The organism is Actinomadura sp. NTSP31, from assembly GCF_041951385.1.
Lineage (GTDB): Bacteria > Actinomycetota > Actinomycetes > Streptosporangiales > Streptosporangiaceae > Spirillospora > Spirillospora napierensis.
Genome location: NZ_JBGNUT010000007.1, coordinates 162,619 through 188,625, shown reverse-complemented (window position 1 = coordinate 188,625; position 26,007 = coordinate 162,619). Strand labels below are relative to the sequence as shown.

Sequence of the window (26,007 nt, the reverse complement as noted above, 5' to 3'; positions counted from 1 at the left end):
AGGCCCATGCCCCTGCTGACGCGGATGCTGAACGCGCCGCTCTCCATCGACGTGCGGCGCGGTGCCGTCGCCGCCCTCGGCGAGCTGCTCGCCGACCGGCGGATCGCCACCGAGGGACGGGTGGCCATCGCCGTCGGCCAAGGCCAGGGCGACCACATCGCCGAGCACGTCCGCCCGTCCCTGGCCGCCTGCGAGGTGTTCCGGGTCGCGGGCGGCACCGTCGACGCGGCCGTCGAACTCGCCGGCAAGCTGCGCGGCGGGACCTTCGAGGCCGTCGTCGGCATCGGCGGCGGCCGGACGATCGACGCGACCAAGTACGCGGCGACGCTGTCGGGCATCCCGATGGTGTCGGTCGCCACGAACCTTTCCCACGACGGGATCTGCTCCCCGGTCGCGTCCCTGGAGCACGACAAGGGCAAGGGCTCGTTCGGCGTGGTGATGCCGCTGGCGATGGTCGTCGACCTCGACTACGTGCGCGCCGCGCCCGACCGGCTCGTCCGCGCCGGGATCGGCGACGTGGTGAGCAACTTCTCCGCGGTGGACGACTGGCTGCTGGCCGCCGACGAGGTCGGCGAGCGCGTCGACCGGATGGCGCTGACCGTCGCCCGCACCGCCGCCGAGGCGCTGCTGCACCAGCCGGCCTCGATCGAGTCCGACCGGTTCCTCACCGTCCTCGCGGAGAGCCTCGTCCTGTCGGGGATGGCGATGTCGTTCGCGGGCGACTCGCGTCCGGCGAGCGGCGGCGACCACGAGATCCTGCACGCCATCGACCAGCTCTACCCGGGGACGGCCAACCACGGCGAGCTGGCGGGGATCGGCGCCGCGTTCTGCTACCACCTGCGCGCCACCCGGCTCGGCGGCGGCGGCGCGGGCGCCGGCGACACCGCCGGGGAGCGGCTCGCGGAGATCCTCACCTGCCTCGGCCGGCACGGGCTGCCGCGCTTCCCGGCCGACGTCGGCCTGACCGAGGACCAGTTCGCGGAGGCCGTCCTGTACGCCCCGCGCACCCGTCCCGGCCGCTATACGATCTTGGAACACCTCGGCCTCGACAAGGGCGAGACCCTCAAGGCGGTGCAAGAGTATGTCCAGGCCCATGGAGGCTGAGCTCCCCGGTCCCCCCGCGGCCGGCCCCGGCGCACCGGACGCGGGCGACGCCCGTCCGCCGCGCAAGGCCGCGAAGGTCGCCGACATCCGCCGGTACGGGCAGCCGCCCGGCCTGAAGGACCGGCGCAACGAGGAGCACTGGGCGGGCCGCCTCTACATGCGCGACCTGTCCCCGTACTTCGGGTGGATCGCGCTGCGCCTCGGGTTCAGCCCGAACCAGCTGACCTACCTGATGATGCTGAGCGGCATCGTCGCCGGCGTCGTGGTGTCGCTGCCCGCGGCCGGCACGGGCGCGCTGTGGGCGGCCCTCGGCGGCGCCGTCCTCATCCAGGTCTACCTGCTGCTCGACTGCGTGGACGGCGAGGTCGCCCGCTACCTGCGGCAGACGTCGATCACCGGCGTCTTCCTGGACCGCATCGGCCACTACCTGTCGGAGATCTCGCTGCTCATCGGGCTCGGCTTCGCCGCGCAGGGCGGCTGGGAGAACGGCGGGTGGGCCGAGCTCGGCCTCGTCGCCGCGCTCGGCGCCGCGCTGATCAAGGCGGAGACCGACAACGTCGTGGTGGCCCGCGCCAAGTCCGGGCTGCCCGCCGACCCCACCGGCGGCGACCGGGCGCTGCGGCCCCGCTCCACCGGCATCGCGCTGGCCCGGCAGGCCGCGTCCATGCTGCGCTTCCACCGCATCATCGGCGCCGTCGAGCTGTCGCTGCTGATCCTCGCCGCCGCCCTGATCGACACCCTGACCGGCGCGGACACCCCCGTCGCGATCCGCGTGCTGACGGTCGCCGTCGCGCTCGTCGCGGTCGTCCAGACCCTGCTGCACCTGGTCAGCATCCTGGCCTCCCGGAGACTGAAGTGAAGCTGAGCGTCGTCGTCCTCACCATGGGCAACCGTCCGGAGGAGCTGGCGCGCGCCGTCCGCAGCGCGCTGGAGCAGGAGCACGTGGACGTCGAGGTCGTGCTCGTCGGCAACGGCGTCGACCCCGTCGGCGGCCGCGCCGCCGCCGCCCCGTTCGACGACGAGCGCGTCAAGACGATCAGCCTGCCGAGCAACGTCGGGATCCCCGCCGGGCGCAACCGCGGCGTCGAGGCGTCCTGCGGCGACGTGATCCTGTTCCTCGACGACGACGGCTGGTACCGCTCCACCCGCCTCGGCACCCACCTGCGCGACCGGTTCGCCGCCGACCCCGAGCTCGGCGTCGTGTCGTTCCGGGTCCGCGACCCGGAGGGCGGGCGCGGCGAGCGCCGGCACGTCCCCCGGCTGCGCGCCGGCGACCCGGAGCGCTCCTCGGAGGCCACCACGTTCCTCGGCGGCGCCTGCGCGATCCGCCGCGCCGCGTTCGACGCGGGCGGCGGCCTCCCGGAGGACTTCTTCTACGCCCACGAGGAGACCGACCTCGCCTGGCAGATCCTCAACGCCGGCTACCACATCGTGTACGACGCGGCCGCGGTGATGTTCCACCCGGCCGTCCTGCCGACCCGGCACGACATGTTCTACCGGTACAACGCCCGCAACCGCGTCTGGCTGGCCCGCCGCAACCTCCCGTGGCCCCTCGCGCTCACCTACCTCGCGGTGTGGGTCGGCATGACGCTGCTGCGCGAGCGCAGGCCGAGCGCCCTCAAGCCGTGGTTCAAGGGCTTCCTGGAGGGCTGGCGCAAGCCCGCCGGGCCGCGCCGCCCCATCTCCTACCGCACCGCCTGGCGGATGACGCGGACGGGCCGCCCGCCGATCATCTGAGCGCCGACAGGATCAGGTGGGTCAGCTCCCGGGTGATGTCGTCCAGCGGGATGCCCTGGTCGCGGGCGGACCAGTGGTGGACGAGGTTGTTGACGGCGCCGATGATCGCGATGACGGTGAGGCGGTAGTCGCGGTCGGCGGCCTCGCCGCGCGCGACCGCCTCGCGGACCATCGCGAGCATCGCGTCCTCCCAGTCGGCGCGCCACCGCAGCCGGTGCCGTTCGAGGTCGGCGCTGACGCCGATGACCTCGACGAACGCGATCCGGGCCCAGCGCGGGTCGCTGGCGGTGACGTCGACGAAGGCCCGCACCGCGCGCTCGACGCGGACGGGCAGGGGCTGCGCGGCGGCCTCGGCGTAGGCGGCGTCGAGGGCCGCGCGGGCGCGCTCGTTGATGCCGCGGTGCAGCGCCGTGAGCAGTTCCTCGCGTCCGGAGAACTCCTCGTAGAAGTTGCGGGTGGACACGCTGGCGGTGGCGCAGAGCCGTTCGATGGAGGTCGCCGCGTAGCCGCGGGTCCCGAACAGTTCGAGGCCGGCGCCGAGCAGCCGCTCCCGCCGGTCGGCGCGTCGCTCCTCGGCGGAGCGGCCGCCGTAACTGCGTCGGGGGGCGGGGTTCCGGCCGCTCATCAAACTCCATTCCGGCGGGGGTACGGGCGGGCAGCGCCAGCCTAACCGCGGCCGGAGCGCCGCGCCTCCCGCTCCTCGGGAGGCGGCGGCGCGCAGCGCCCTCAACCTCGCCGGTCAGCGCCCCCGGCCCTGCCGGTCAGCGCCCCCGGCCCTGCCGGTCAGTGGCTCCCGGTGCCCGGAGCAAGCGACGCCGGCGTCAGGCGGAGGATCAGGGTGAGGAAGCCGAAGCTGTCGCGGTAGGTGCGCAGCCATTCGTCGCGGTGGGCGGCGGCCGCGTCGAGTGCCTGGGCGGCGGCCGGGTCGTCCGGGTGGTCCAGGGCCCAGGACGTCAGGGCGCCCGTCCAGGACCATTCGTAGTCGTCGAGTTCCCGGCGTGTGCTGACGTGCCCGTGGACGGGCGTCCAGCCGGCGGCGACGACGCGGTCCATGGTGGTCGCGAGGTCGTGGAAGTCGCCGAGCATTTCCACGGCCTCGGGGGAGGGTTCGCGCTCCCAGATTCCGTCGCCGATCAGGACGCGCCCACCGGGGGCCAGATGCCTTCGCGCCGTCGCCAGGGTTTCGAGCAGGCCGCCGAAGGCGTGGGTGGCGCCGACGCTGAGCACCAGGTCGAACGCGGGCGAGGCGGGGAACTCCGCGGCGTCCTGCCGGTGGAGGAGGAGCCGGTCGTGGACGCCGAGAGCTTTGGCGCTCCGGCGGGCGTGCGCCAGCGAACTCTCGGCGATGTCGACGCCCTCGGCCCGCGCCCGGGGATGCGCGGTCAGAGCGCGCAGGAGCCATTCCCCTCCGCCGCAGCCGAGATCGAGCATGCGCGCGTCGCCATGAGGGATGCCGTGTTCCAGCAGTTGCCGCACGGAGTCGTCGTCGAGCGGGGCCGCGATCGGATGATGCGCGTGGGCGAGCCGGGAGATCTGTTCGCGATTCACCGGCGGAGCCTGACACGCCCGGAAGCCGTGCGCATCTGCTTTTTCCCGCCGCGCTAACCGGTGAGGAGGGTGTCCTTCCATGCGGGGTCTGCGGTGAGGACGACGAGGTGCTGGGTGGCGCGGGAGACGGCCACGTAGAGGACGCGGAGGCCGTTGGGGGACTGGGCGGCGACCGTCTCGGGGGCGGCGATGACGGCGGCGTCGAACTCCAGGCCCTTGGCCTCCAGGACGTCGAGGACCTGGACGCGCTCGGGGAGGCCGGCGGCGAGGCGGTCGCGGGCGGCCGGGTTCCACCGGGCGGACGCGATCTCGTGCGGGAGGGGGATGGTGCCCTCGTCGCGGCTCTCGGCCGGGTGGAAGGGGACGATGACGCCGATGGTGCCCTCGACCCGGGTGAGCAGGTCCTCGGCGGCCTCGCGGGCGGCGGCGGCGAGGTCGGGTTCGGGCAGGACGCGGACGATCGGGGCGATGCCGGACGAGCGGACGGCGCGGGCCGGGCGGGCCTCGGGCAGGGCGCGGGCCAGCACGCGGGCCGACACGGCGGCGATCTCGGTGGAGTTGCGGTAGTTCGTCGTCAGCTCGTACTCGTACCGGGTGCGGCGCGGCGCGGGCTTGCGGCGGCGGCCCCGGGAGGCCGACGGGCGCTCGCCGCCGAGCGCGGCCTCCATCGCCCGGCGGGCGGCGGCGAGGTCCTCCCAGGCGCTCTGCGCCGGGTCCTCGACGACGGTCCAGCTGGCCTGGCGGCCGCGGCGGCCGAGCATGCGCCACTGCATGGGGGACAGGTCCTGCGCCTCGTCCACGACGATGTGCGCGTACTCGGGGCGCTCGTCGGCCACGCCGTCGTCGACGCGGCGGGACCGTTCGAGCCGCTCCATGGACGTGGTCAGCTCCTGCATCTCCGGCTCCCAGTCGTCGTCCGCGACCTCCTCGCCGGTGAGGATGTTGACGCCGTCGACGACGAACGGGTCGTCGGGGCGGGCGCGGCGGCGCGCCGACGGGCGGGGCGGGGCGCCGAGGAGCGCGTCGGCCTCGTCCAGGAGGGCGACGTCCTGGTAGCTGAGCGGCGCCTCGCCGGACCAGGACGCGGCGAGCCGGGCGATGTCGTCGCCGTGCAGGTCGCGGCCGGCGGCGCGGCGCAGCCGGGCCGGGTCGGCGAGCGAGCGCAGCACGTCGAGGGGGCGGCGGATCGGCCAGAACGCGACGAGGAAGTCGGAGAACGCGCGCTGCTCGCGGACCCGGGCGTCGAACTGCTCGCGCGGGGTGCCGTTGCCGGCGGGGCGGCCGGGCTCGTCGTCGAGCGAGGCGAGGCCGTCGGCGGCGAGGATCGCGTTCCACAGGCCGGCCTCGGCGCCCTCGGCCTCGCGGGCGGCCTCGGGGCCGCCGACGTCGGTGAACCGCTCCCACAGGGCGTCGAGGAGCATCTCGGCGACCTGGCGGCGGGCGGCGTTGACGCTGCCGCGGCTGCGCCGGTGCACCTCGGTGCGGATGCGGTCGAGGCGGGCCCGGTCGAGGGACACCACGACGCCCTTGAACACCACGCGCAACTCGTCGGGCGCGCCGGGGGCGTGGTCGGCGACGGCGCGCCGCAGCACGGACGCCATCGTCTCCGACCCCTTCAGCGCGGCGAGCGCCGGCGTGTCGTGGACGGTCGCGGTGGCGCCGTCGACCAGGTCGCCGAGGGAGCGCAGCGTCGCCGAGCCCTCGCCGAGGGACGGCAGGACGCGTTCGATGTAGGCGGTGAACCGGCGGTTCGGGCCGATCACCAGCACGCCCCGGGACCCGAACCGGCGCCGGTGCCGGAACAGCAGGTAGGCGACGCGGTGCAGCGCGACGGCGGTCTTGCCGGTGCCGGGGGCGCCGCGGACCAGGACGGTCCCGTCGGCGGGCGCGCGGATCACCTCGTCCTGCTCGCGCTGGATCGTGGCGACGATGTCGCGCATCGCGCCCTCGCGGGTGCGGGCGAGGGAGGCCAGGAACGCGCCGTCGCCGACGATCGTCATGCCGCCGGCGGCGTCCGGGTCGAGCAGGTCGTCCTCGAGGTCGACGACGGTGTGCCCGCGCGAGTGCAGGACGCGCCGGCGGACGACGCCGCGCGGGTCCTCGGGGGTGGCGCGGTAGAAGTCCTCGGCGGCGGGGGCGCGCCAGTCGATGACCAGGGAGTCGTGCTCGCTGGTGCGCACGCCGATCCGGCCGATGTACCGCACCTCGCCGGAGCCCTGCTCGCCGGGGGCGAGGTCGAGCCGGCCGAACACCAGCCCGTCGTCGGCGATGTCGAGCGCCTGGGCGCGCAGGGCGGCCTGGTGGACCATCGCGTCGCGGTCCACCAGGGACCCCTTCGTGCCGGCGAGCGACTGCCGGTAGCCCTCGCGGATCAGCGCCTGGGCGTCCGCGCGCATCTCCTCCAGCCGCGCGTAGGCGACGTCGACGTACCGCTGCTCGGCGGCGATCTCACGGTCCTTGACCGTGCCGCCGGATCCGGTCGGCCGCCCGGTGACCTGGGACGACATGCAGGCTGCTCCTCGCGCTCCGCTCGCCGGGGACGGCCCCCGGCACCCTAAGGGGCGAAAGAGACAAGCCTATGCGCTCCCTCCGACGTTCAGCGCGGCCCGGCCGCCCGCGCGAGGGCGCGGCGCAGCGGCCCCGGGGCGCCGCCGGGCGTGACGCGGACCTGCCCGGGGCGCGCCAGGGACCGGTCGATCCCGTCCAGGACGAGCCGGCCGGGGACGCCGACGGCCGGGCTCGCGCACCGGAACGCGACGCCGCGTCCGCGCTGCTCGGCCGCGAGGGCGTCGACGTAGGCGCAGGCCGCCGCGGCGGTGGCGGACGAGGCGGGCGACGAGGCGGGCGGCGCGATGACGATCACCTCGCCGGCGCCGCGCTCCAGCATCCCGGGCAGCACCGCCCGGACGACGTTGACGGCGCCGAGGAACCCGTCCCGGATCGCCTCGTCGGCGGGCGCGCCGGGCGTGTCGGGCCCGGGGGCGACGACGAGCCGGTGCACGGCGCCCGTCATGCCGAGGATGTCGGCGATGGCCTGGGGGTCGGTGACGTCGCACGTCCGGACGTGGGTGTTCGGGGAGCGGAAGGCCGTGGCCGCGAGGCCGTCCTCGTCCCTGTCCACGGCGACGACGTCCCATGCGGCCGCGGCGAGCCGTTGCGCCGCGAGCGCGCCGATGCCGTGCGCCGCTCCGGTGACCAGTGCCGTGCGCCTCACGCGAACACCTCCTCGGCCGGGTCGAAGCTCATGGCCAGGTGCCCGACCGTGCTGGTGCTCAGTGCGCGCGCCCGGTCCAGCCCCAGGCTCCGCAGTTCCTCGGCCACCGGGTGGTCGCCCAGGGTGACCTTGGCGCCGCCCGGGCGCATCCGGACGTCGGACGGCGTGAGCGTCCACGGCGTCCGGCGGGTGACGCCGTCCAGGCACGAGTACGCGTCCACCTTGGGCGCTCCGGCGCCGCCGGGCATCGGCGCGCCGGGCCTGACGGCGATCTCGATCGCGGTGCGGCCGCCGAGCCGGACCGCGCAGCGCTTCACGCGCCCGGCGAGGTCCATCGGGATGTCGGCGATCTCCTTGGGGAAGCCCCAGATGCTCCGCCCGCACTCCAGGGTGAACTCCTGGTTGACGGGCAGCCAGTGGATGAACGCCCCCACGTCCCGCATGCCGCGCAGGCGCCCGAGCGCGCCGGCCGGGGACGCCGTCCCGGGCGGGCGGACCAGGAAGGCGACGGCGAACTCGTGGTACGGCCCGAGGTCCCCGTCGGCGTACCGGATGAACGCCAGCGAGCAGATCGCCTTGCCCGCCAGCGGCTCGGCGATCTCGAGGCCGGTGTAGGCGATGACGGCCTGCGCTGCGGCGGCCGGGACGGCGAACATGGCCGAGGCGACGGCGGCGTCCCGGATCTGCACCGGAAGCGCGACCTCGTGCCCCTGGATCGGGTGGACTTGCGCGGCAGTTGTCACACCGATAAGTAGAACAGGTTCTCGTTTTGCTGCCAAGGCTCGCCCCGGCACCGTTCGGTCACACCGCCGCGCAGCCGCCCCCGCCCGTCTCCAGGCCCGTCTCCAGACCCTTCTCCAGGCCCGCCTTGATCCGGCCGAGCGTGGCGCGCATCCCCGCCCGGTTGATCCGCGCGCGCTCCTCGGCCGGGACGCCGGTGAACACCTTCCCGAGCAGCGAGACGAACCCGGCGCCGCGGGTGTCGCGGCGCAGGTCCTCCCAGTACTCGGTGAGCCGCGTCCGCGGCGCGCCCTCGCCGCCGACGTCCTCGATCCGGTAGCCCCACAGCGCCACCGGGACGCCGAAGCTGGACACCCGGAACGCGAACGCCTCGCCCGGGACCGCGACCGTCACCCGGCAGTTGGTGAACCACACCCGCCAGCCGAGCCGGTTGAAGCCGACGAACCTCGTCCCCGGCCGGATGGCGCGCCCCCGGACCCAGGCCGCGAAGACCTCCGGGCTCCACTCGCCCATCCGCCGCGGGTCGGCCACCGCTGCGTACACCGCCCGCGTCCCCGCCTCGATCGCGAGGCTCTCCTCCACCACCCATTCGCGTTCCATGGGCCGATCATCCCATCTGGTGACCGCCCGGTCACCAGATGGCTCAGCGCAGGTGCGCGAAGGCCTCGCGCCACCGCGCGTACCAGCCGGCGAACCACGGGTGCGGCTCGGCCAGCGGGATGATGTAGGTGCACGTCTCGGCGTAGTAGCGGCGCTGGAAGTCCAGCGGCATCTGGTCGAGCCGCTGGACGTTGCTGACCCGGTCGGCGAGCTTCACCACGATCGCCTCCGGCGGGGCCTCGCGCAGGCGGCGCAGGTAGGCCGACTTCGCCGCGCGCTTGGCCTGCCGCCCGCCGCCGGCCACGGGCGGCTTGGTGACCCAGTCGACCAGCTCGGTCACCTCGGGACCGAACCCCGCCTCCACGTCGGCGAGCGTGGCCGGGGTGTCCTCGACGACGTCGTGCAGCAGCGCGGCCGACAGCACCGCCGCCTCGGTGACCCCGGCGCCGCGGACCAGGACTTCGAGGGCCTCCATCAGGTGCTCGACGTAGGGGACGCCGGTCGGGCGCAGCTGGTCGCCGTGCCACCGCCGGGCCGCGTCCGCGGCCCTCTCCACCGCGTCGAGGTCGACGCGGGCGCCGTCGCCGGACGCCTCCAGGTCCGCGCGGGCCGCGTTCCACGTGCGCCAGTGGGTGAAGACCTCCACCGTTCCTCCGCTCTGATCCGGCCCGGCCGTGTCGCGCGGGCGGGCGGGACACGGCAAGGTGGGGGTCCACACTATGCGGCAGGCAGGACGGCAGGGAGGCGGCGCGGGGGTGGGCGGGACCCGGCAGCGGCCCGGTGACCGGCCGGGGCCGGCGGGCGGCGTCCGCGTGGCGCTCGGCCTCGTCGCGGGCGCCCTCGCCGTCGCGCTGTGCGCGGTCCTCGTCGAGCGGTTCGTGCTGCACGCCGAATGGTGGCAGGTGCGGCACACCGTCACCGGCAAGCCGGTCGCGCCGCAGAGCGACGTCGGGCCGCCGCCCGGCCCGCTCGCGGTGAGCTGGGAGGAGACCACCCGGATCCACGGCGGATCGGCCGGCGGGTACGACGGCGTGGCCTACGGCGTGGCGCGCGGGCAGGTGGTGACGGCGTCCGGCGGCGGCCTCGCCGTGCGGGACGCGCGGACCGGCGCCGAGCGCTGGAGCTACCGCCGCACCGGCTGGACGCTGCTCGGCTGGACGTCCACGCGGTCCCGCCTGGTCGCCTACTTCGAGCGGGACGGGCGGCGCGGCGACCGGCTGCTCGTCGGGTTCGACGAGCTGTCGGGCGCGCAGCTGTGGCGGCGGGACGGCGAGCGCCCGGCGGCGGTGTCGCGCGCGACGCTGCGCTGGCCCGCCGGGGCCGGCGTGGTGCTGACCACCGACGGCGGCCGCAGCGCCCTGTACGGCGTGTCCGCGCTGACCGGCAAGCGGCTGTGGCGGTCGCCGCTGCCGAAGGCGTGCCGGCTGTTCGAGGGGGCGGCGCAGCCGTCGGACGCCCTCGACGCGGCGGCCGGCACGGACGCCCGCGCGCACGGCTCGGGCGCCCTGGCGGCGCTGGCGGTGGGCTGCCCGGACCAGCTCGGCCGGCTGCTGGCCGTCGACCCCGGGACCGGACGCGTGCTGTGGAGCCGGACGCTGGCGCTGAAGGAGTCGCCCGAGGTGCGGGTGCTGGACGGCGTGGTCCTCGTCTCCCACCGCGGGTCGGCGCTGCGCGCGTTCGCCGCGGACGGCGACCGGATCGCCGGCTGGGACGGCGACACGGTGTGCGGCGACCGGATGTGCCCGGCGGCCCTCGCGGACGGGCGGCTGCTGATCGTCCGCCACCAGGACGGGAAGGGCGCCGGCACGGACCGGATGGAGGCGGTGGACGTCCGGTCCGGCCGGGTCGAATGGTCGCGGGACGTCCCCGGATACGCGGCGCTGACGCAGGCGGGCGGCGCGGTGTACGCGCTGCGTCCGCGCCTGTCGGAGCAGCTCCTGCCGGCGGGCGTCGACATCATCGATCCCCGTGACGGCGGCACGACCACGGCGCCGGCGCCGTTCGCGATGGACCCCGACCTGACCGGCGCGCATCCGTGGCTGGCGGCGGCGGGCGGGCTGCTGTACGCGGCGGTCGCGGAGGCGGCGCCGCGTCCGGCGGGCGCCGTGCGGCTGGTCGCGCTGCGCGGCGGCCCGGAGGGGACCGGCCCCGCCGAGCTGGGCGGCGTGCCGGTGGACGACTGGCCGGACGCCTGCGCCCTGCTCAAGAAGCCCGACCTGGCCGCCGTGCACGCCGGCGGCCACGACACCGGGGCGGGCCGGACGAGCGTCGGGACGGTGACGCTGCCGCGCCCGGTGACCTGCACGTACGAGACGAAGTGGGAGGAGCCGGAGAGCGAGGAGGCGCCCGCCGATCCGAAGGCGTCGAAGACGCCGTCCGCGAAGGCGAGCGCCACGGCCAAGGGCGGCGACGGTGAGAAGCCCGGGGACGACCCGGACGGAGAACGGAAGAGCGGAACCGAGGGCTCGCCCTCTCCGGACGCAGGGCAGGGCACCGGGCCGGACGGCGCCGTCCCCGGTTCCGCCGTCCGCGGCCTGACCGTGAGCGTCCGCTGGGTGGGGGAGACGCCCGGCGCCGCGGCGAAGATGCTCGACGCCCTGGAGGCGATCCAGTCGCAGGCGCGCGAGCGGCCCGACATCCACGCCGACCAGGCGTACGAGTTCGGCCCGACCGCCGGGATGATCGCCCTGCGCGTCGACCGCGTGGTCCTCGTCGTGGACGTCGACCGCCCGCCCGGCGCCGCGGCCCGCCTCGCCCGCGCCGTCGCCGACCGCCTGCGCGCCTGACCGGCGGCGGAGGCGCGCGCCGCTAGAAGTTGTAGTCGGGGACGGCCTCGGGGAACGGCTCTGCCGCCGGGGCCGGTTCGGGGACGATGGCGGGGCTGCGGCCCGCCCAGGTCTCCAGCTGCGCGACGAACCGCTCGGCGTGCACGGGCCAGTGGAAGCGGGCGCGGGCGGTCTCGTAGCCGCGCTTGCCCATGCCGACGCGCAGCTCCGCGTCGTCGCGCAGCCGGCGGACGGCGTCGGCGGCGGCCGCGGGGTCGCCGAACGGGACGACCAGCCCGCACCCGGCCGGCTCGACGATGTCCACCGCGGGCGGGTTCGGCGTGGTGATCACCGGGACGCCGCGGGCCATGTACTCCACGACCTTGGTGGGCATCGAGTGCCGGTAGTTGGGCTCGTCGTGCAGCAGCGCGAGCCCGGCCATCGCGCCCTCGGCGATCCGCAGCGCCCGGTCGTTCGGGACGAACCCGTACCAGCGCAGGATCCCGGTGCGCTGGGCGTCGCGCAGCGCGGGCCGGACGTCGGGGTCGGCGCCGCCGATCAGCTCGACGGTGACGCCCTCGGGGGCCAGCAGCCGGGCCATCTCGATCATGTCGTGGGCGCCGCGGGCCGCCGACAGGTTGCCGACGTAGACGGCGCGGCGGTCGTCCGGCGGTCCGGGCGGCAGGTCGGAGACGTAGGTGGTGTTGGGCACGACCGGGTGGTCGCCGCTGAACCGGTCCCGGTAGCCCTCCTCGGCGAGCAGCAGTTTCAGCCGCCGCTCGCCGCGCTTCTCCAGCCGCCGGACGGCCGGCCGCAGCACGGGCCGGACCGGGCCGGGCACCCAGCCCTTGGCGGTGAGCGCGGCGGCGGTGTCCTCGTGGACGTCCCACACCACGGTCCGGCCGAGCGCCTCCCGGGGCAGCGAGACGACCAGTTCGGGGTCGTGCAGCAGGATCACGTCGGCGTAGCCGGCGTGCTCGGCGAGCGCCCGGTGGGCGGCGCGCAGGGCCCGCAGGCGGCGCCGCCCGGTGGCGCGCGGGACGTCCACCGGGCTGAGCTCGCGCCACGGGGTCGCGTTGCAGGCCCGGAACGGCGCGATGTAGGTGACCTCGTGGCCGGCGTCGAGCAGCGCGCGTATCTGCCGATGCAGAATGCGCGCATCCTCCGGATGGTGCACGACTGTGCAAACGCAGATCCGCATTCTACTCACTCCGCAATGTGCCGGTAAAACTCGCCTACTGTTCGAGTCTCGGTCGCTTGTGGAAATCTCGTGTGAATTCCCCTCGTCCGTCATGTGGACGCTGCCGGGCGACTCTTCCCGCCGTGCTCCGGCGCCGCCCGCTAGAGCAGTTCGACGGTCTCGAGCTGGACGTCCCGGGTCCGGCCGCGCGTGTCGAACAGCAGCCGGGCGTGCCGGGTCAGGATCTCGGCCTCGTAGGCCGCGTGGTCGGCCAGCACGATCACCAGGTCGGCGGCCTCCAGCGCGGCGGGCAGGTCGCCGCCGGCGGACGGCACGTCGGCCCCGTCCACCTGCCAGTCCGCCACGAACGGGTCGTGGAAGGACAGGTCGGCGCCGAGCCGGGCCAGCCGCCGCGCGACCGGGCGGGCCGGCGACTCGCGCTGGTCGGCGATGTCGGCCTTGTAGGTGACGCCGAGCAGCAGGACCCTGGCGCCCTTGAGCGCGCGGCCCTCCCGGTTGAGCAGCTGCTGGGCGCGTTCGGCCACGTACCGGGGCATCCGGTCGTTGATCTCCTGGGCCAGCTCCACGAACCGGAACGGGTAGCCCAGCGAGCGGACCTTGTACGACAGGTAGTTCGGGTCGATCGGGATGCAGTGCCCGCCGACGCCGGGGCCGGGGCGGAACGCCTGGAACCCGAACGGCTTGGTGGCGGCGCAGTCGATCGCGTCCCACAGGTCGATGCCGAGCTCGTTGCAGAACACCGCCATCTCGTTGACCAGCGCGATGTTGACGTGCCGGTAGGTGTTCTCCAGCAGCTTGGCCATCTCGGCCTCGCGGGTGCCCTTGGCCTCCACGACCCGCTCCACGAACTTGCCGTAGAAGGCGGAGGCGGCGGACGCGCACGCCGGCGTCAGCCCGCCGACGATCTTCGGGGTGTTGCGCACCCCGTAGACGGGGTTGCCCGGGTCGATCCGCTCGGGCGAGAACGCCAGGTGGAAGTCCCGCCCGCCGGCCAGCCCGGACTCCTCCAGGAGCGGCCGGACGACCTCGTCGGTGGTGCCCGGGTAGGTGGTCGACTCCAGCACGACCAGCGCGCCCGGCTCCAGGTGCCGCGCGACGGTCTCGGCGGCCCCGCGGACCGCGGTGAGGTCGGGCCCGCCGTCCTGCGACAGCGGCGTGGGCACGCAGATGACGACGGTGCGGGCACCGTCCAGCACGTTCTCGTCCAGGCTCGGGGTGAACCCGGCCGCGAGCATCTCCTCGACCTCGGCGGGCGAGACGTCGTCGATGTGCGACCGCCCGGCCTCGAGCCCGGCGACGACGCGCGCGTCGCGGTCGAGGCCGCCGACGCGCAGCCCGGCCCGGCAGGCCTCCCGCACCAGCGGAAGTCCCACGTAGCCGAGTCCGATGACCACCAGATCCATGCCCGGCTCCCTTCGCAGTCGAGCGCGCGGTCGGCGCGCTTCGGTATCGCGGGCCTCAGCGGAGGCCGTAAGCGGCCCGGTATCCCGTCGCGACGGCCCGCCAGGTGCGTTCCGCCCGAACCCATTCCCGGGCTCGCTGTCCTGTTTTTCGCCTTCTTTCGGGACTGTAAGCCAGGTCTTCCAGACAATTCGCCCATGCTTCCGCGTTTTCCGGAGCTGTTAACGCGCCGGTCACGCCGGGTTCCACGATTTCGCGAAGTGCCCTGACATCACTTGCTATGACGGGGATTCCCCCGGCCATCGCCTCCAGCGGCTTGAGAGGCGTCACCAATTGGCACACCCGGTCCGCCCGGCGCGGGACCGCGAACACATCGAGGAGCGCGTGGTAGCGGCGAACGGAACCCATCGGCACCCGCCCGGTGAACACGGCGTGAACGCCGTGCCCGGCGGCGCGCCGCTCCAGGGCGCCGCGCTCCGGCCCGTCCCCGACCAGCAGCAGCGTGACGGGCGCGCCGCGGTCGCGCAGCAGCGCCGCCGCGTCGATCAGCGTGTCGATGCCCTCGTAGCCGTAGAACGACGACGTCAGGCCGACGACGGTGGCGTCCGCCGCGATGCCGAGGTCCGCGCGCAGGCCGGAGGCGTCCGGGAGCGGCTCGAGGAACGCCTCGTCCACGCCGTTCGGCACGATGAAGATCTTGTCCTCGGGGACGCCGCGCGAGGCGATCTCCGCGCGCATCGCCTCGCCGAGCGTGACGACCGCGTCGGCCTCGGCCATCCGGCGGGTCTCCAGCTCCCGGGTCAGCCGGTAGAACTCGTCGGACTCGCTGTGCGCCGGATCCCGCGACAGCCACGAGTCCTCCAGGAAGCCGCGCACCTCGTACACGACCGGCAGCCCGTGCCGGCGGCCGAGGTCCAGCGCGACGGCCGCGTTCAGATGGTTGCTGACCGCGTGCAGGACGTCCGGACGCAGCTCCTCGACCAGCCGCCCGGCCAGGTCGGCGCCCCGCTCCACGGCCCGGACCGGCCCGGCGGGCGGCAGCCACGGCACCAGCCGGTGGTAGGGGACGCCGTCGACGTCCACCCGCGCCCGCGCGTCACCCGCGCCCTGGCTGAGCGGGTACCCGAGCCGTGTCGCGACGTGGGTGTCGAAGCCCATCTCGCGCTGCGCGAGCGCGATCCGGTGCGTCCGGACGGTGTAGCCCGCGTTGGTGCGCGGCAGCGCGTTCGTCACGAACTGCAGGACGGTCGTCCCGGAACCGCTCCGGGGACGGACGGCCGGGCGGGCCGGACGGGGCGGCGGGGTGCGCGCCAGCAGCGCGCGCAGCTCCGCGTTCTCCCGCCGGACGCCGCGCGGGCGCGGGACCGCGAGCCGGGACCGCGCCAGCCGGCGCCCGCCGAGCGGGCCGGGCAGGCCCCGGGCCAGCAGCCGCACCGCCAGCCGGGGTGCCCGGCCGGGATCGTCGCGCACCTGCCGCCAGGTGAGTCCGAGCAGGTAAACCGGCCTTTTCAGGGCATAGATCCGCACGGCGAGCGAGCGTAGGCAAGCCCGATGAACAGAAGGGAAATTGCGGTGTCACCCATCGTGCACGTCCTCGGGGCGAGGCCGAACTTCGTCAAGGCCGCACCGGTCATCGGCGCGCTGCGCGCCGCCGGAGCCGACCAGGCGGTGATCCACACCGGGCAGCACTACGACGCCCGGATGTCGGAGGTCTTCTTCGACGAGCTGGGGCTGCCCGAGCCCGACGTGAACCTCGGCGTCGGCTCCGGCGGGCACGCCGAGCAGACCGCGGCCCTCATGGTCGGCCTTGAACGGGAGTTCACGAGCCGTTCACCGGCGCTCGTCATCGTGTACGGCGACGTGAACTCGACGATCGCCGCCGCGCTGGTCGCGGCCAAGCTGCACGTCCCGGTCGCCCATGTGGAGGCCGGGCTGCGCTCCTTCGACATGACGATGCCGGAGGAGGTGAACCGGCGGCTCACCGACCAGCTCTCCGACATCTGCCTGGTGACGAGCCCGGAGGGGATCGGGCACCTGGCGAACGAGGGCGTCCCGGTGGAGCGGGCGCACCTGGTCGGCAACCCGATGATCGACACGCTGCTGGCCAACCTCGACTCGTTCGACACCGGCCGGGTCCGGGAGGCGCACGGGCTGCCGGACCGCTACGTCCTGGCGACCATGCACCGGCCCGCCAACGTGGACGCGCCGGGCACGGCCGCCGCGCTCGTCCGGCACCTGCACGGCGTCGCCGACCTGGCCGACCTGGTCATCCCGGTGCACCCGCGCGGCCGCGCGAACCTGCTGGCCGCCGGCCTCGACGACCACGACCGCGTGCACGTCCTCGAACCGCTCGGGTACATCGACTTCATCGCGGCCGTCCGCGGCGCGGCGGCGGTCGTCACCGACTCCGGCGGCCTGCAGGAGGAGACGACGATCCTCGGCGTGCCGTGCCTGACCGTCCGGCCGAACACCGAACGGCCCATCACCATCACCCACGGGACCAACCGGCTCGTCACCTTCGACGAGCTGGTGCCGGGGGTCCGCAAGGTCCTGGAGTCCGGCGCGCAGGCCGGCGAGCGCAAGCCGCCGCTGTGGGACGGGCACGCCGGCCCCCGCATCGCGGAAGTGATCACGACCTATCTCGGCGAGAACGGAGCCCTTGGTTGACATCCTCCACCTGCCTACCGGCACGAGAGCCCGCGGGTCGCCCAGCAGGGTTCCTGCTTCACTGCCGACTGCCCCGTCCGGGAAGACTCCCGTTGAGGTCTGACACCGGCTCCACAGGCCGACACCGCCAGCCCGGCGGCCAGAATGTTGCGTGCGGCGTTGACATCGCGGTCGTGTACCGCACCACAGCAGCATTCCCACTCCCTCACTTCGAGGGACAGGCTCCCCGTGATGGCTCCGCATCCCGAGCACAACTTGGAGGAGGGGAACCATCGGTCGATCACGATGAGTTCACGACCGTACCAGTCAGCCTTGTACTCCAACATGGCCCGCAACTCCCGCCAAGCCGCGTCGGAGATCGCGCGAGCAAGAGAATGGTTGGACACCATGGTGCGGACGTTGAGGTCCTCGATCACGACCGTTTGGTTCTCGCGGACGAGACGAGTGGAGAGTTTGTGCAAAAAATCCCGGCGCCGATCGGCGATCCGCGCATGGATTCGCGCGACTCTGCGGCGAGCCTTGTTCCGGTTCGCCGATCCCTGGGCCTTGCGGGCCAGTTCCCGTTGGGCCTTGGTGAGCCGTTCTCGGTCGCGGCGCTCGTACCTGGGATTGGTGATCTTTTCTCCGGTCGAGAGGGTCACCAGCGAGACGAGTCCGGCGTCAACTCCCACGGTCTGCACTACCGGATCCAGTCGCACGACCGCGTCCTCGCAAAGGATCGAAACGAACCAGCGGCCCGCGCCGTCGCGGGAGACCGTCACCGTGGACGGCCGTGCATCGTCCGGCAGGGGACGCGACCACACGATGTTCAGTGGCCCGCTCATCTTCGCCAGCGTCAGCCGTCCTTCACGGTACTTGAACGCCGATCGAGTGTATTCGGCACTCTGCCGAGCCTTCTTGCGGGACTTGAAACGCGGATACTTGGCGCGCTTGTCGAAGAACCCGGTGAACGCAGCCTGCAGGTGGCGCAGCGCCTGCTGCAACGGAACGCTCGACACCTCGCTCAAGAATGCCAGATCCCGCGACTTCTTCCACTCGGTGAGCATCGCGGACATCTCTACATAGGAGATCCGATGCCGCTCCTCGTGCCAGGCGCGGGTGCGTTCCTCAAGCGCTCTATTGTACACAAGGCGAACACATCCGAACGTTCGAGCAAGCTCCGCCGCATGCTCGCTCGTAGGATGGAATCGGTACTTGAACGCCCGCTTCACCTGCCGCGCCATGTCTCACATCATGGCAGTCCGTTGCCCTGCTGTATGGCAATTCATGACGAAGGAGCACCTGCCCCTGGCCCTCTTCGTGGGGTTTTGTCCCTTCCTTGCTCAAAGGTGAGGGCTTCTCTTGGAGGTGCTCGATGAGCGGAGCCGAAGGCGCGAAGGCGAACCGGCAGGCCGCGCGGCTGCGGGCCGCCCTGCGGGAGCGCGAGTCGCGCGTCCAGGAGCTGGAGCGGCGGCTGGGGGCGCTGGAGACCTCCATGGCCCTGCAGTTCGGCCGGCTCGTCGCCGGCGCCGCCCGCAACCCGCGGCGGCGCGGCGTCCGGCTGCCGAAGGAGCTGTACCAGCTCTGGCGCAAGCGGAACGCGCCGGAGCAGGGCCCGTCGTCGTCCGGGAGCGAGCGCATCCTGCTCGACCGGATCGACCGGCCCGAGGACCGGCTGCTCGCCGCCGGGCCCTGCGACCGGATCGTCATCGCCGGGATCTTCGCTCCCCGGACGGCGGAGGCGCTGCGCGAGCACGCCAAGGTGATCCCGCTCTACCCGCACGACGCGACGATCGTCCTGGACACCGCCGACGTGGACCTGGTCGTGGTGGACGCGGCGGCGGGCGAGCCCGGCGGCCCGTGGGCCTACCTCGGCGTCCCCGGCATGTACGACCGGGACCGCGCGCTGCACGACGTCCGCCAGATCGCGGCGGGCCGCTCGCTCCCGCTCGTCCTGTGGGGCGAGGCGCCGCCCGCGACGCTCGCGCTCCTGGACTGGGACGCCACCGTGACCACGCCAAGCCGGCTCGCCGAGATGGTGGAACCGGTTCGTTGAAAGGAACTCCTGTGCGACCACATGCCCTCGTCTACGGCGACGTCGACCTGAACCTGATCGACGGCTCGGCGATCTGGGCCCAGGGCATGGTCCAGGCGCTGGCCCGCGCCGGCTGCGCGGTGACCCTGGTGCTCAAGGCCCCGGTCCGGACGGGCCGGCTGGTCGACCCGCTGCGCGCCCTGCCCGGCGTCACCGTCCGCAGCCCGCACGCCGAGGGGCTGGTCGATGGCGAGGCGGGCATGCCCGCCAAGCAGGCCGCCGCGGTCCTCGCCCGCATCGACGAGCGGGAGGGCTTCGACCTGGCCGTCGTCCGGGGCCGCCGGCTGGCGGGCAAGCTCGCGCACGGCCCGCTCGCCGGACGCCTCTGGACGTACCTCACCGACGTCCCGCAGTCCGCCGCCGAGTTCGCCGGCTCCGCCAAGGGCGAGCTGCGCCGCATCGCGGACGCGTCCCGCGTGCTGCTCTGCCAGACCGAGGAGCTGCGCGGCTTCCTGGAGACCGCCGTCCCGGCGACGGCCGGGAAGAGCGTGCTGTTCCCGCCCGTCGTCGTGCTGCCCGACGGCCTGGAGCCGCGCCCCGACGGCACCCCGGACGGCCGCGCGCTCCGGCTCGTCTACACCGGCAAGTTCGCGCCGCGCTGGAACACCTACGAGATGACCTCGCTGCCGCGCCTGCTCGCGATGCGCGGCGTGGACGCCGAGCTGCACATGGTCGGCGACAAGATCCACGACGATCCGGGCGACCCGGGGTTCGCGACCCGGATGCGCACCGCGCTGGAGTCCGGGCAGGGCGTCGTCTGGCACGGCGGGCACCCGCGCGCCGAGGCGATGCGGCTGACGGCGGCGGCCGACGTGGGCCTGTCGTGGCGGCACCCGGAGATGGACGCGAGCCTGGAGCTGTCCACGAAGGTGCTGGAGTGCGGGACGCTCGGCGTCCCGGTCGTGCTGAACCGGACGCCGATGCACGAGCGGCTGTTCGGCGTCGACTACCCGCTGTTCTCCGCCACCGAGGACGACGTCCTCGACGCCCTGACGATCATCGGCAAGAACCCCGAGGTGTACACGCTGGCCGTCGAGCGCTGCCGGACGGCCGCCGCCGGGTTCAGCCTGGACGCCGCCGCCGGCCGGCTGCGGGACTGCCTGGCGCAGACGTTCCCGGAACCGTCCGCCGCCGTCCTCGCCGCGGCCGCCGAGCACGCGCGCACGTCCGCCGCGCCGGCCCTCCCCGCGCCGCAGCCCGGCTCGCCGGGGGAGCGGCGCCTGCGCGTCGGCGTCGCGGGCCACGACCTGAAGTTCTTCACCCGCCTGCTCGACTACCTCCGGTCGCGGCCCGACATGGAGGTCCGCGTCGACCCGTGGGCGGCGCTGCGCGTCCACGACGAGGAGCGCAGCCAGGAGCTCGCCGACTGGGCCGACGTGATCATCTGCGAGTGGTGCGGGCCGAACGCGATCTGGTTCGCCCAGCGCAAGCGGCCGGGCCAGCGCCTGGTCGTCCGGCTGCACCGCTTCGAGCTGTACGCGCGCTGGCCGCGCCACCTCGACATCGACGCCGTCGACCAGGTCATCTGCGTCAGCCCGCACTACGCCCGGCTGACCCGCGAGATCCTCGGCTGGCCCGAGTCGAAGATCACCACGGTGCCGAACTGGGTGGACGACCGGCAGTTCGACCGGCCGAAGCTCGCCGGCGCCGAGCACCACCTCGGCATGATCGGCATCGCCCCGTCCCGCAAGCGCCTCGACCTGGCCCTCGACGCGCTGGAGGAGCTGCGCCGCGACGACCCGCGCTTCACCCTCTTCGTCAAGTCCAAGCTCCCCTGGGAGTACTGGTGGATCTGGCAGAAGGACGAGGAGCGCGCCTACTTCGAGAAGGTGTTCCGCCGCATCCGCCGCTCACCGCTGCTGTCGGGCGGCGTGGTGTTCGACTCCTACGGCCGCGACGTGGCGTCCTGGCTGCGCCGGATCGGGTTCGTGCTGTCCACCAGCGACGACGAGAGCTTCCACCTCGCGCCCGCGGAGGGCATGGCGTCCGGCGCCGTCCCGGCGCTGCTCGGCTGGCCCGGCGCCGACACGATCTACGACGCCCGCTGGATCCACGCCGGCCCGTCCGAGCTGGCCGCCTCGATCTCCGGCACGGTCGCCCTGGACCGCTGGGAGGCCGACCGCGTGCTGGCCCGCGACCAGGTCCGCGCCGCCTACGGCCTCGACGAGGTCTGCCGCCAATGGACCGACCTCCTCGCCACGACCCCGTGACGGCGGAGTCCCCGGGGAGGCGGGCTCCCCGGGGACTCCGGACGGTGGCGGGAGGGTCAGCCGGAGCTGCCGACGACGGCGGTGCCGGTGTGGTGCTCCAGGTCCTCGGCGGGGAGCTGGGCGCGGTAGCCGTCGATCTTGTCGTTCAGCTTGGCGAGGCTGCGGCTGTAGTCGCGGCTGGAGAGCCAGAACTTGTAGATGATGAACAGCTCGAAGGCCAGCATGCCGGCGGCGCTGACGCACACGACCGGGATGATCGCGCCCGGCACGATCGCGGCGATCACCGGGGCGACGATGAACACGCCCATCTGGAACTCGATGCCGCTGATCAGGTGCGGCCGGATCCGGCCGCGCAGCAGCACGTTGCGGATCCGGATGTACCAGGGGAACCGCTTGTAGAAGCCGGCCTGCAGGGCGGCGTTGGCGCGGTCGTCGTCGCCGACGACCCGCTCCTCGTCCGCCTCGGTGTCGGCGCCGAGCGCGCCCTCCGCCGAGCGCAGGTCCGCGCCGACGTCGCGCGCGTCGGGCATGGTGCCGTCGGCGCGGAGCACCGCCGCCTCCAGCGTCTCGGCCTCCTGGCGCGTCTGGATCAGCGTGGCGCGCATCTGCTGGCGCACCTTGTAGATCTCCAGCGCGTCCATGTAGCGGAGCATGTCGAGGAAGACGACGCCGAGCGCCGTCCACACGTAGGCGACGTTGCCGGTCGCCGCGTACTGCCCGGCCATCAGCGCGATGGCGCAGGCCAGGACCCGGACGCGGTCGAAGATGTAGTCCAGCCACGCGCCGAACACCGAGCCGGTGCCCTTGAGTCGCGCGATCTTGCCGTCCATGCAGTCGAGCGTGAACGACAGGTGGTAAAGCACCGCGCCGGCCAGCAGCCACGGCCAGGAGGCCGCCGCGAAGCAGGCGCCGGCGCCGAGGCCGAGGATGAGCGCGCCCACGGTGAGCTGGTTCGGCGTGATCCGGGTCCGGTTCGCGGTGAACTTCACCAGGCGGGCCGCGAGCGGGTCGACCAGCAGGACCGTCCACCACGCGTCACGCGCCTTGTACGTCCGTTGCCGAACGTCGTCGAGCGTGAAATTCGCCATGGAGGGTTTCCTTTCGTCCCGGGACCGCTCGATGGTATCGCTGTCCGGATGCGGTCTCCGGCATTGTCGCCGAGTCGTGACTCGGTTAAGGGGACGTGCGGGACGTTGGGGGATCATGCGGCGTTCGTCCAGATCGTTTTGGTGGGCGGCCCTGGGTAGGCTTTGGCGGTGCGCGTCAGACCTACGGCAGTTCTCGCCCAATTGCCCTTTGCCTGCGTGCTGGCGGCGGCCGTCTGGATCCGGGTCGTCGCGGTCCGCGGGTACCCGGCGCCGCACTGGACCGGCGACTCGCCCAGCTACCTCCAGGCCGCCCTCGACCTCAGGCCCGGCGAGACGCGCCCGAGCGGCTACCCGATCCTGCTGTGGCTGCTGAAGCCGTTCCACAGCTTCACCGTGATGGTGTCGGTGCAGCACGCCATCGGCGTGCTCGGCGGCGTGCTGGTGTACCTGCTGGTCTGGCGGGCCGCGCGGGCGGCGTGGCCGATCGGCCCCGGCGGGGACGCGGGACGGTGGGCGTGGCGCGACTTCGTCCCCGGGCTGCTGGCGGCGCCGCTGACGCTGCCGGTGCTGCTGGACAGCTACCAGATCGCCCTCGAGCACATGCTCATGTCGGACTCGCTGTTCACGTTCCTGCTGCTCGCGGCGGTGACGGCGGCGCTGTGGCGGCGACGGACGACGTGGTGGCTCGGCGCGCTGGCCGGCATGTTCGCCGCGTTCGCGGCGGTGACCCGGTCGGCCGGGCTGCCGCTGGTCGCGGTGATCCTGGTCGGCATGCTGCTGCGCCGCGCGGGGTGGCGCCCCCTCGTCGCGGTGGTGATCGCGTTCGTGCTGCCGATCGGCGGCTACATGTACTGGTTCAAGCAGACCTACGGCCAGTTCACGATGAGCAAGGCGAGCTCGGTGTGGCTCTACGGCCGCACGGCCGCCTTCGCCGACTGCGACAAGATCAAGCCGAGCCCCGAGCTGCGGATCATGTGCCCGGCGCAGAGCAACCCGGCGATCGCCCCGGCGTTCGCGGCGCTGTGGACCGACGACTCCCCGTACCACCGGATCCCCGGCTGGATCACCGGCGACGAGGCGAACCGGCTGTCCAGCGAGTTCGCCAAGCAGGCGATCGAGAAGCAGCCGGGCGACTACGCGCGCGTGGTCGTCCGCGACACCTGGCGGTCGTTCGACTGGAAGCGCGAGCCGTACCCGACCCCGTGGACGTGGCTGGAGTACGTGTTCCCCAAGGGCGAGTCGTGGGACGACGAGCAGGCGCTGGTCGCGGTGAAGTACGACCCGTCCGGTGGTGAGACGAAGGTCGTCCGGCCCTGGGCGGGGCGGATGCTGTCGTACCAGCACCACATGTCCATGCCCGGCACGTTCCTCGGACTCATCCTGCTCGGCGGGCTGGTGTTCGCCCTGCCGCACATCGGGCGGCGCGGCACCCGCCGGCGGCCGCTCGGGCCCGTCCGGCACTGGGGGACCGGCGCGCTGATGCCGTGGGGGACGAGCCTCGCGCTGCTGGTCATCCCGGCGGCGACCGCCGACTTCGACTACCGCTACGTGCTGCCCGCCGTGCCGTTCGCCTGCGTGGCGCTCGGCCTCGCCCTGATCCCGGCGCCCCGCCGCGTCCGCGACGCCCCGGTGGACGAGCCCGGCCCCGAGCAGGACGACGACGAGCCCGTGGCCGGGGAGCGGCTCAGCGCCTAGCGCGGCCGCCCCGTGCGGCGGCGCGGGCGGGCGCGCAGCTCGGCCAGCAGCCGCTCCCAGCGCGCGGCCACGGTCGCGATGCCGAACCGCTCCGCCGAGGCGACGGCGTTGGCCGCCATCGTGCGGCGGAGCCCCTCGTCGTCGATCAGCCGGATCAGCGCCTCGGCGAGCGCCGCCGAGTCCTCGGCGGGGACGAGCAGCCCGTCGTGGCCGTCGGTGACGATCTCGCGCGGCCCGCACGGGCAGTCGAAGCCGGCCACCGGCAGCCCGCACGCGAACCCCTCGATGATCGTCATGCCGAACGACTCGGCGCGCGAGGACATCGCGAGGACGGACGCCTTGGCGAACTCGCCCTCCATGTCGTCGGTCGGCTCCATCATCAGGACGTTGTTGTAGAGCCCGAGCCGGGTCGCCTTGCGGCGCAGCTCCTCGCGCCGGGGGCCGTCCCCGTAGATCCGCAGGCTCCACTCCGGGTGCTTCTCCACGACCTTCGCGAACGCGTCGATCAGCAGGTCGTAGCCCTTGATCCACACGACCCGGCCGGCCGCGACGACGATCCTGTTCTCCTGCCGGGACCGCGGGTGCAGCCGCTGCGGCAGGCCGTTCGGGATCGTGCGCACGGGGCACGACCCCGCCGGCAGCATCGCCTCGTAGGCCGCGCGGTCGGCGTCGGTGAGGCAGGTGAGCGCGTCCAGGTGCGGGTACCACCGCTCGATCTCCGCGCGGATCCCCGGCTCGTTCATGCTCAGCTGAAGGTGCTCCTGCCCGACGACGACCACCCGGCGGGGCGCCAGCCGCGCCGCCGCCAGGTTGAGCCCGGCGCGGGTCGTCACCAGCACGTCCGTGTGCGGGCGGCGCAGGTAGCGGGTGAGGCGGTCGTCGGTCCAGGCGCTGTACTTGTTGAAGCTGCGCTCCTCGGGATGGACCATGGTGGACGGCTCCGGCATCAGCCGCTCGGCGCGCGCCGTGTGCGGCCAGGGCACCTCGGCGCCCGGCCGCAGGTCGACCAGCGAGCTCAGCCGGACCCGGTCCGACAGCGGCAGGACGGGGCGGTCCCGGTCCTGCAGCACGCTGACGACCTCCACGTCGTGCCGCCGGGACAGCTCGTCGGCGAGCGTGAAGGTGCAGCGGACGGTGCCGTCGATGGAGAAGGCCTCCAGCAGCAGGAACGTGATCTTCACGTGCCGTCGTCCCCCACCGGTCGGCAGGAGATCGCCAGCTGGTCCCGCTCGGTGTAGTACGGCCGCACGGCCATCGGCCGGCCGCCCGGCGCGGCGACCTGCCGGGGGTAGGACAGCTTGCCACGCTTGCCGGGCGCGTCGTCCAGCCACGTGCCGAGACGGGCGTGGACGTCGCCGACGTCGAGCCAGAGGTCCCACAGCGCGGGCTCGGCCGCGGCGAACGCCTCGACGTCCAGCCGGCCGCAGAACCCGGTGCCGTCGAGCCGGACCTCCCCGGCCACCGCGGCCCCGCCCTGCCGCGCCGCCGCGACCAGGCGGGCGCTCTCCCCGGGCCGGGGGCCCGTGTAGGCGAGCCGCCCCACGATCTCGATCTCGCCGTCGTGCGGATGCACCGCCTCGACCTCGGCGTGCGGGGCGACCTGCCGGACGCGGAGCCGGACCTGCCCGTCGCGCGTCCGCGCCACCCGGACGGCCCGCTCGCGGCGCACGCCGGCGTAGGCGCGCAGCTCGTCCAGCGAGAAGCCGGGGTCGTCGGTCAGCAGCGGGCCGCCCATGCCGCCCGCCTCGATCACCGGCTCCCAGATGCCGGGCGCGAGGTCGCCGACGTCCGCCTCCGCCGAGCACCGGTCGTCCGCGAGCGGCGCCGGCCGCACCGCGCCGGACGGCCGGTGCCGCAGGACCACCCGCCGCCCGCCGGGCAGCGGGACGGGCCACCGGATGCGCAGGCGGTCGTCGGAGCCCACGCGGCAATGATTCGCCACCGCGTCCAATGTCCGCAAAC

Annotated in this window: 22 protein-coding genes; 8 read left to right on the top strand and 14 right to left on the bottom strand. The window is 74.1% G+C overall.

All coding sequences use genetic code 11. The annotated features are described in order from the left end of the window. Nucleotides 1–24: 24 nt before the first annotated feature. From ACA514_RS14570 to ACA514_RS14560, 3 genes are read left to right on the top strand one after another with little or no spacing between them, the layout of a single operon-like run. Nucleotides 25–1,104 carry an iron-containing alcohol dehydrogenase family protein gene (locus ACA514_RS14570; RefSeq protein ID WP_375041769.1) on the top strand — a complete coding sequence of 360 codons (1,080 nt, stop codon included), beginning with the start codon at nt 25–27 and terminating at the stop codon, nt 1,102–1,104. Further along, a complete protein-coding gene (locus tag ACA514_RS14565) occupies nt 1,094–1,963 on the top strand; it encodes a CDP-alcohol phosphatidyltransferase family protein (protein WP_375041634.1) in 870 nt (289 codons plus the stop codon). The genes ACA514_RS14570 and ACA514_RS14565 overlap by 11 nt, the downstream gene beginning before the upstream one ends. Nucleotides 1,964–1,986: 23 nt before the next feature. Next, nucleotides 1,987–2,841, top strand: coding sequence for a glycosyltransferase family 2 protein (locus ACA514_RS14560; protein WP_375041768.1), 855 nt, complete (start codon nt 1,987–1,989; stop codon nt 2,839–2,841). On the opposite strand, the gene ACA514_RS14555 is transcribed toward ACA514_RS14560, so the two are convergent. From ACA514_RS14555 to ACA514_RS14525, 7 genes are all read right to left on the bottom strand, one after another. Then, on the bottom strand, nt 2,834–3,466 hold the full coding sequence (locus ACA514_RS14555) for a TetR/AcrR family transcriptional regulator (RefSeq protein WP_375041633.1): 633 nt from the start codon (nt 3,464–3,466) through the stop codon (nt 2,834–2,836). The genes ACA514_RS14560 and ACA514_RS14555 overlap by 8 nt on opposite strands. Nucleotides 3,467–3,624: 158 nt before the next feature. Beyond that, complete coding sequence (locus ACA514_RS14550; protein WP_375041632.1) at nt 3,625–4,389, bottom strand: SAM-dependent methyltransferase; 765 nt, start codon at nt 4,387–4,389, stop codon at nt 3,625–3,627. A gap of 53 nt (nt 4,390–4,442) precedes the next feature. Continuing rightward, nucleotides 4,443–6,896 (bottom strand): HelD family protein, encoded by a 2,454-nt coding sequence (locus ACA514_RS14545; RefSeq protein ID WP_375041631.1) that lies wholly within the window; start codon nt 6,894–6,896, stop codon nt 4,443–4,445. A gap of 89 nt (nt 6,897–6,985) precedes the next feature. Then, nucleotides 6,986–7,603, bottom strand: coding sequence for an SDR family NAD(P)-dependent oxidoreductase (locus ACA514_RS14540; protein ID WP_375041630.1), 618 nt, complete (start codon nt 7,601–7,603; stop codon nt 6,986–6,988). Then, nucleotides 7,600–8,346, bottom strand: a complete 747-nt coding sequence (locus ACA514_RS14535) for an acetoacetate decarboxylase family protein (RefSeq protein WP_375041629.1) — start codon at nt 8,344–8,346, stop codon at nt 7,600–7,602. The genes ACA514_RS14540 and ACA514_RS14535 overlap by 4 nt, the downstream gene beginning before the upstream one ends. 58 nt (nt 8,347–8,404) lie before the next feature. Continuing rightward, nucleotides 8,405–8,944 (bottom strand): SRPBCC family protein, encoded by a 540-nt coding sequence (locus ACA514_RS14530; protein ID WP_375041628.1) that lies wholly within the window; start codon nt 8,942–8,944, stop codon nt 8,405–8,407. Between the two features lie 43 nt (nt 8,945–8,987). After that, complete coding sequence (locus tag ACA514_RS14525) at nt 8,988–9,590, bottom strand: HD domain-containing protein (protein ID WP_375041627.1); 603 nt, start codon at nt 9,588–9,590, stop codon at nt 8,988–8,990. 73 nt (nt 9,591–9,663) lie between these two features. On the opposite strand from ACA514_RS14525, the gene ACA514_RS14520 reads away from it, so the two are divergent. Further along, nucleotides 9,664–11,730 carry a PQQ-binding-like beta-propeller repeat protein gene (locus ACA514_RS14520; protein ID WP_375041626.1) on the top strand — a complete coding sequence of 689 codons (2,067 nt, stop codon included), beginning with the start codon at nt 9,664–9,666 and terminating at the stop codon, nt 11,728–11,730. A 22-nt stretch (nt 11,731–11,752) separates the two neighbouring features. Here the strand turns inward: ACA514_RS14520 and ACA514_RS14515 are convergent, their stop codons facing one another. From ACA514_RS14515 to ACA514_RS14505, 3 genes are all read right to left on the bottom strand, one after another. After that, complete coding sequence (locus ACA514_RS14515) at nt 11,753–12,910, bottom strand: glycosyltransferase family 4 protein (protein ID WP_375041625.1); 1,158 nt, start codon at nt 12,908–12,910, stop codon at nt 11,753–11,755. A 140-nt stretch (nt 12,911–13,050) separates the two neighbouring features. Next, nucleotides 13,051–14,313: a nucleotide sugar dehydrogenase gene (locus ACA514_RS14510; protein ID WP_375041624.1), complete on the bottom strand. Its 1,263-nt coding sequence runs from the start codon at nt 14,311–14,313 to the stop codon at nt 13,051–13,053. A gap of 55 nt (nt 14,314–14,368) precedes the next feature. Then, nucleotides 14,369–15,838: a glycosyltransferase family 4 protein gene (locus ACA514_RS14505; protein ID WP_375041623.1), complete on the bottom strand. Its 1,470-nt coding sequence runs from the start codon at nt 15,836–15,838 to the stop codon at nt 14,369–14,371. 24 nt (nt 15,839–15,862) lie between these two features. Here ACA514_RS14505 and wecB point away from each other — a divergent pair, with 24 nt between their 5' ends. Further along, nucleotides 15,863–16,978 (top strand): non-hydrolyzing UDP-N-acetylglucosamine 2-epimerase, encoded by a 1,116-nt coding sequence (gene wecB / locus ACA514_RS14500; protein WP_375041622.1) that lies wholly within the window; start codon nt 15,863–15,865, stop codon nt 16,976–16,978. 14 nt (nt 16,979–16,992) lie between these two features. Here the strand turns inward: wecB and ACA514_RS14495 are convergent, their stop codons facing one another. Continuing rightward, a complete protein-coding gene (locus ACA514_RS14495) occupies nt 16,993–18,201 on the bottom strand; it encodes an RNA-guided endonuclease InsQ/TnpB family protein (RefSeq protein WP_375041621.1) in 1,209 nt (402 codons plus the stop codon). Nucleotides 18,202–18,332: 131 nt separating this feature from the next. Here ACA514_RS14495 and ACA514_RS14490 point away from each other — a divergent pair, with 131 nt between their 5' ends. After that, a complete protein-coding gene (locus ACA514_RS14490) occupies nt 18,333–19,013 on the top strand; it encodes a hypothetical protein (RefSeq protein ID WP_375041620.1) in 681 nt (226 codons plus the stop codon). An 86-nt stretch (nt 19,014–19,099) separates the two neighbouring features. Then, entirely contained in the window at nt 19,100–21,262 is a 2,163-nt protein-coding gene (locus ACA514_RS14485) for a glycosyltransferase (RefSeq protein ID WP_375041767.1), read from the top strand. A gap of 56 nt (nt 21,263–21,318) precedes the next feature. Here the strand turns inward: ACA514_RS14485 and ACA514_RS14480 are convergent, their stop codons facing one another. Beyond that, complete coding sequence (locus ACA514_RS14480) at nt 21,319–22,350, bottom strand: CDP-alcohol phosphatidyltransferase family protein (RefSeq protein ID WP_375041619.1); 1,032 nt, start codon at nt 22,348–22,350, stop codon at nt 21,319–21,321. 168 nt (nt 22,351–22,518) lie between these two features. Between ACA514_RS14480 and ACA514_RS14475 the strand changes: the two genes are divergently transcribed. Then, nucleotides 22,519–24,045 (top strand): hypothetical protein, encoded by a 1,527-nt coding sequence (locus ACA514_RS14475; protein WP_375041618.1) that lies wholly within the window; start codon nt 22,519–22,521, stop codon nt 24,043–24,045. On the opposite strand, the gene ACA514_RS14470 is transcribed toward ACA514_RS14475, so the two are convergent. Both ACA514_RS14470 and ACA514_RS14465 read right to left on the bottom strand, forming a co-directional pair. After that, a complete protein-coding gene (locus ACA514_RS14470; RefSeq protein WP_375041617.1) occupies nt 24,042–25,226 on the bottom strand; it encodes a glycosyltransferase family 4 protein in 1,185 nt (394 codons plus the stop codon). The two genes, ACA514_RS14475 and ACA514_RS14470, sit on opposite strands and share 4 nt — an antisense overlap. After that, nucleotides 25,223–25,969: a hypothetical protein gene (locus ACA514_RS14465; RefSeq protein WP_375041616.1), complete on the bottom strand. Its 747-nt coding sequence runs from the start codon at nt 25,967–25,969 to the stop codon at nt 25,223–25,225. The genes ACA514_RS14470 and ACA514_RS14465 overlap by 4 nt, the downstream gene beginning before the upstream one ends. Nucleotides 25,970–26,007: the final 38 nt, after the last annotated feature.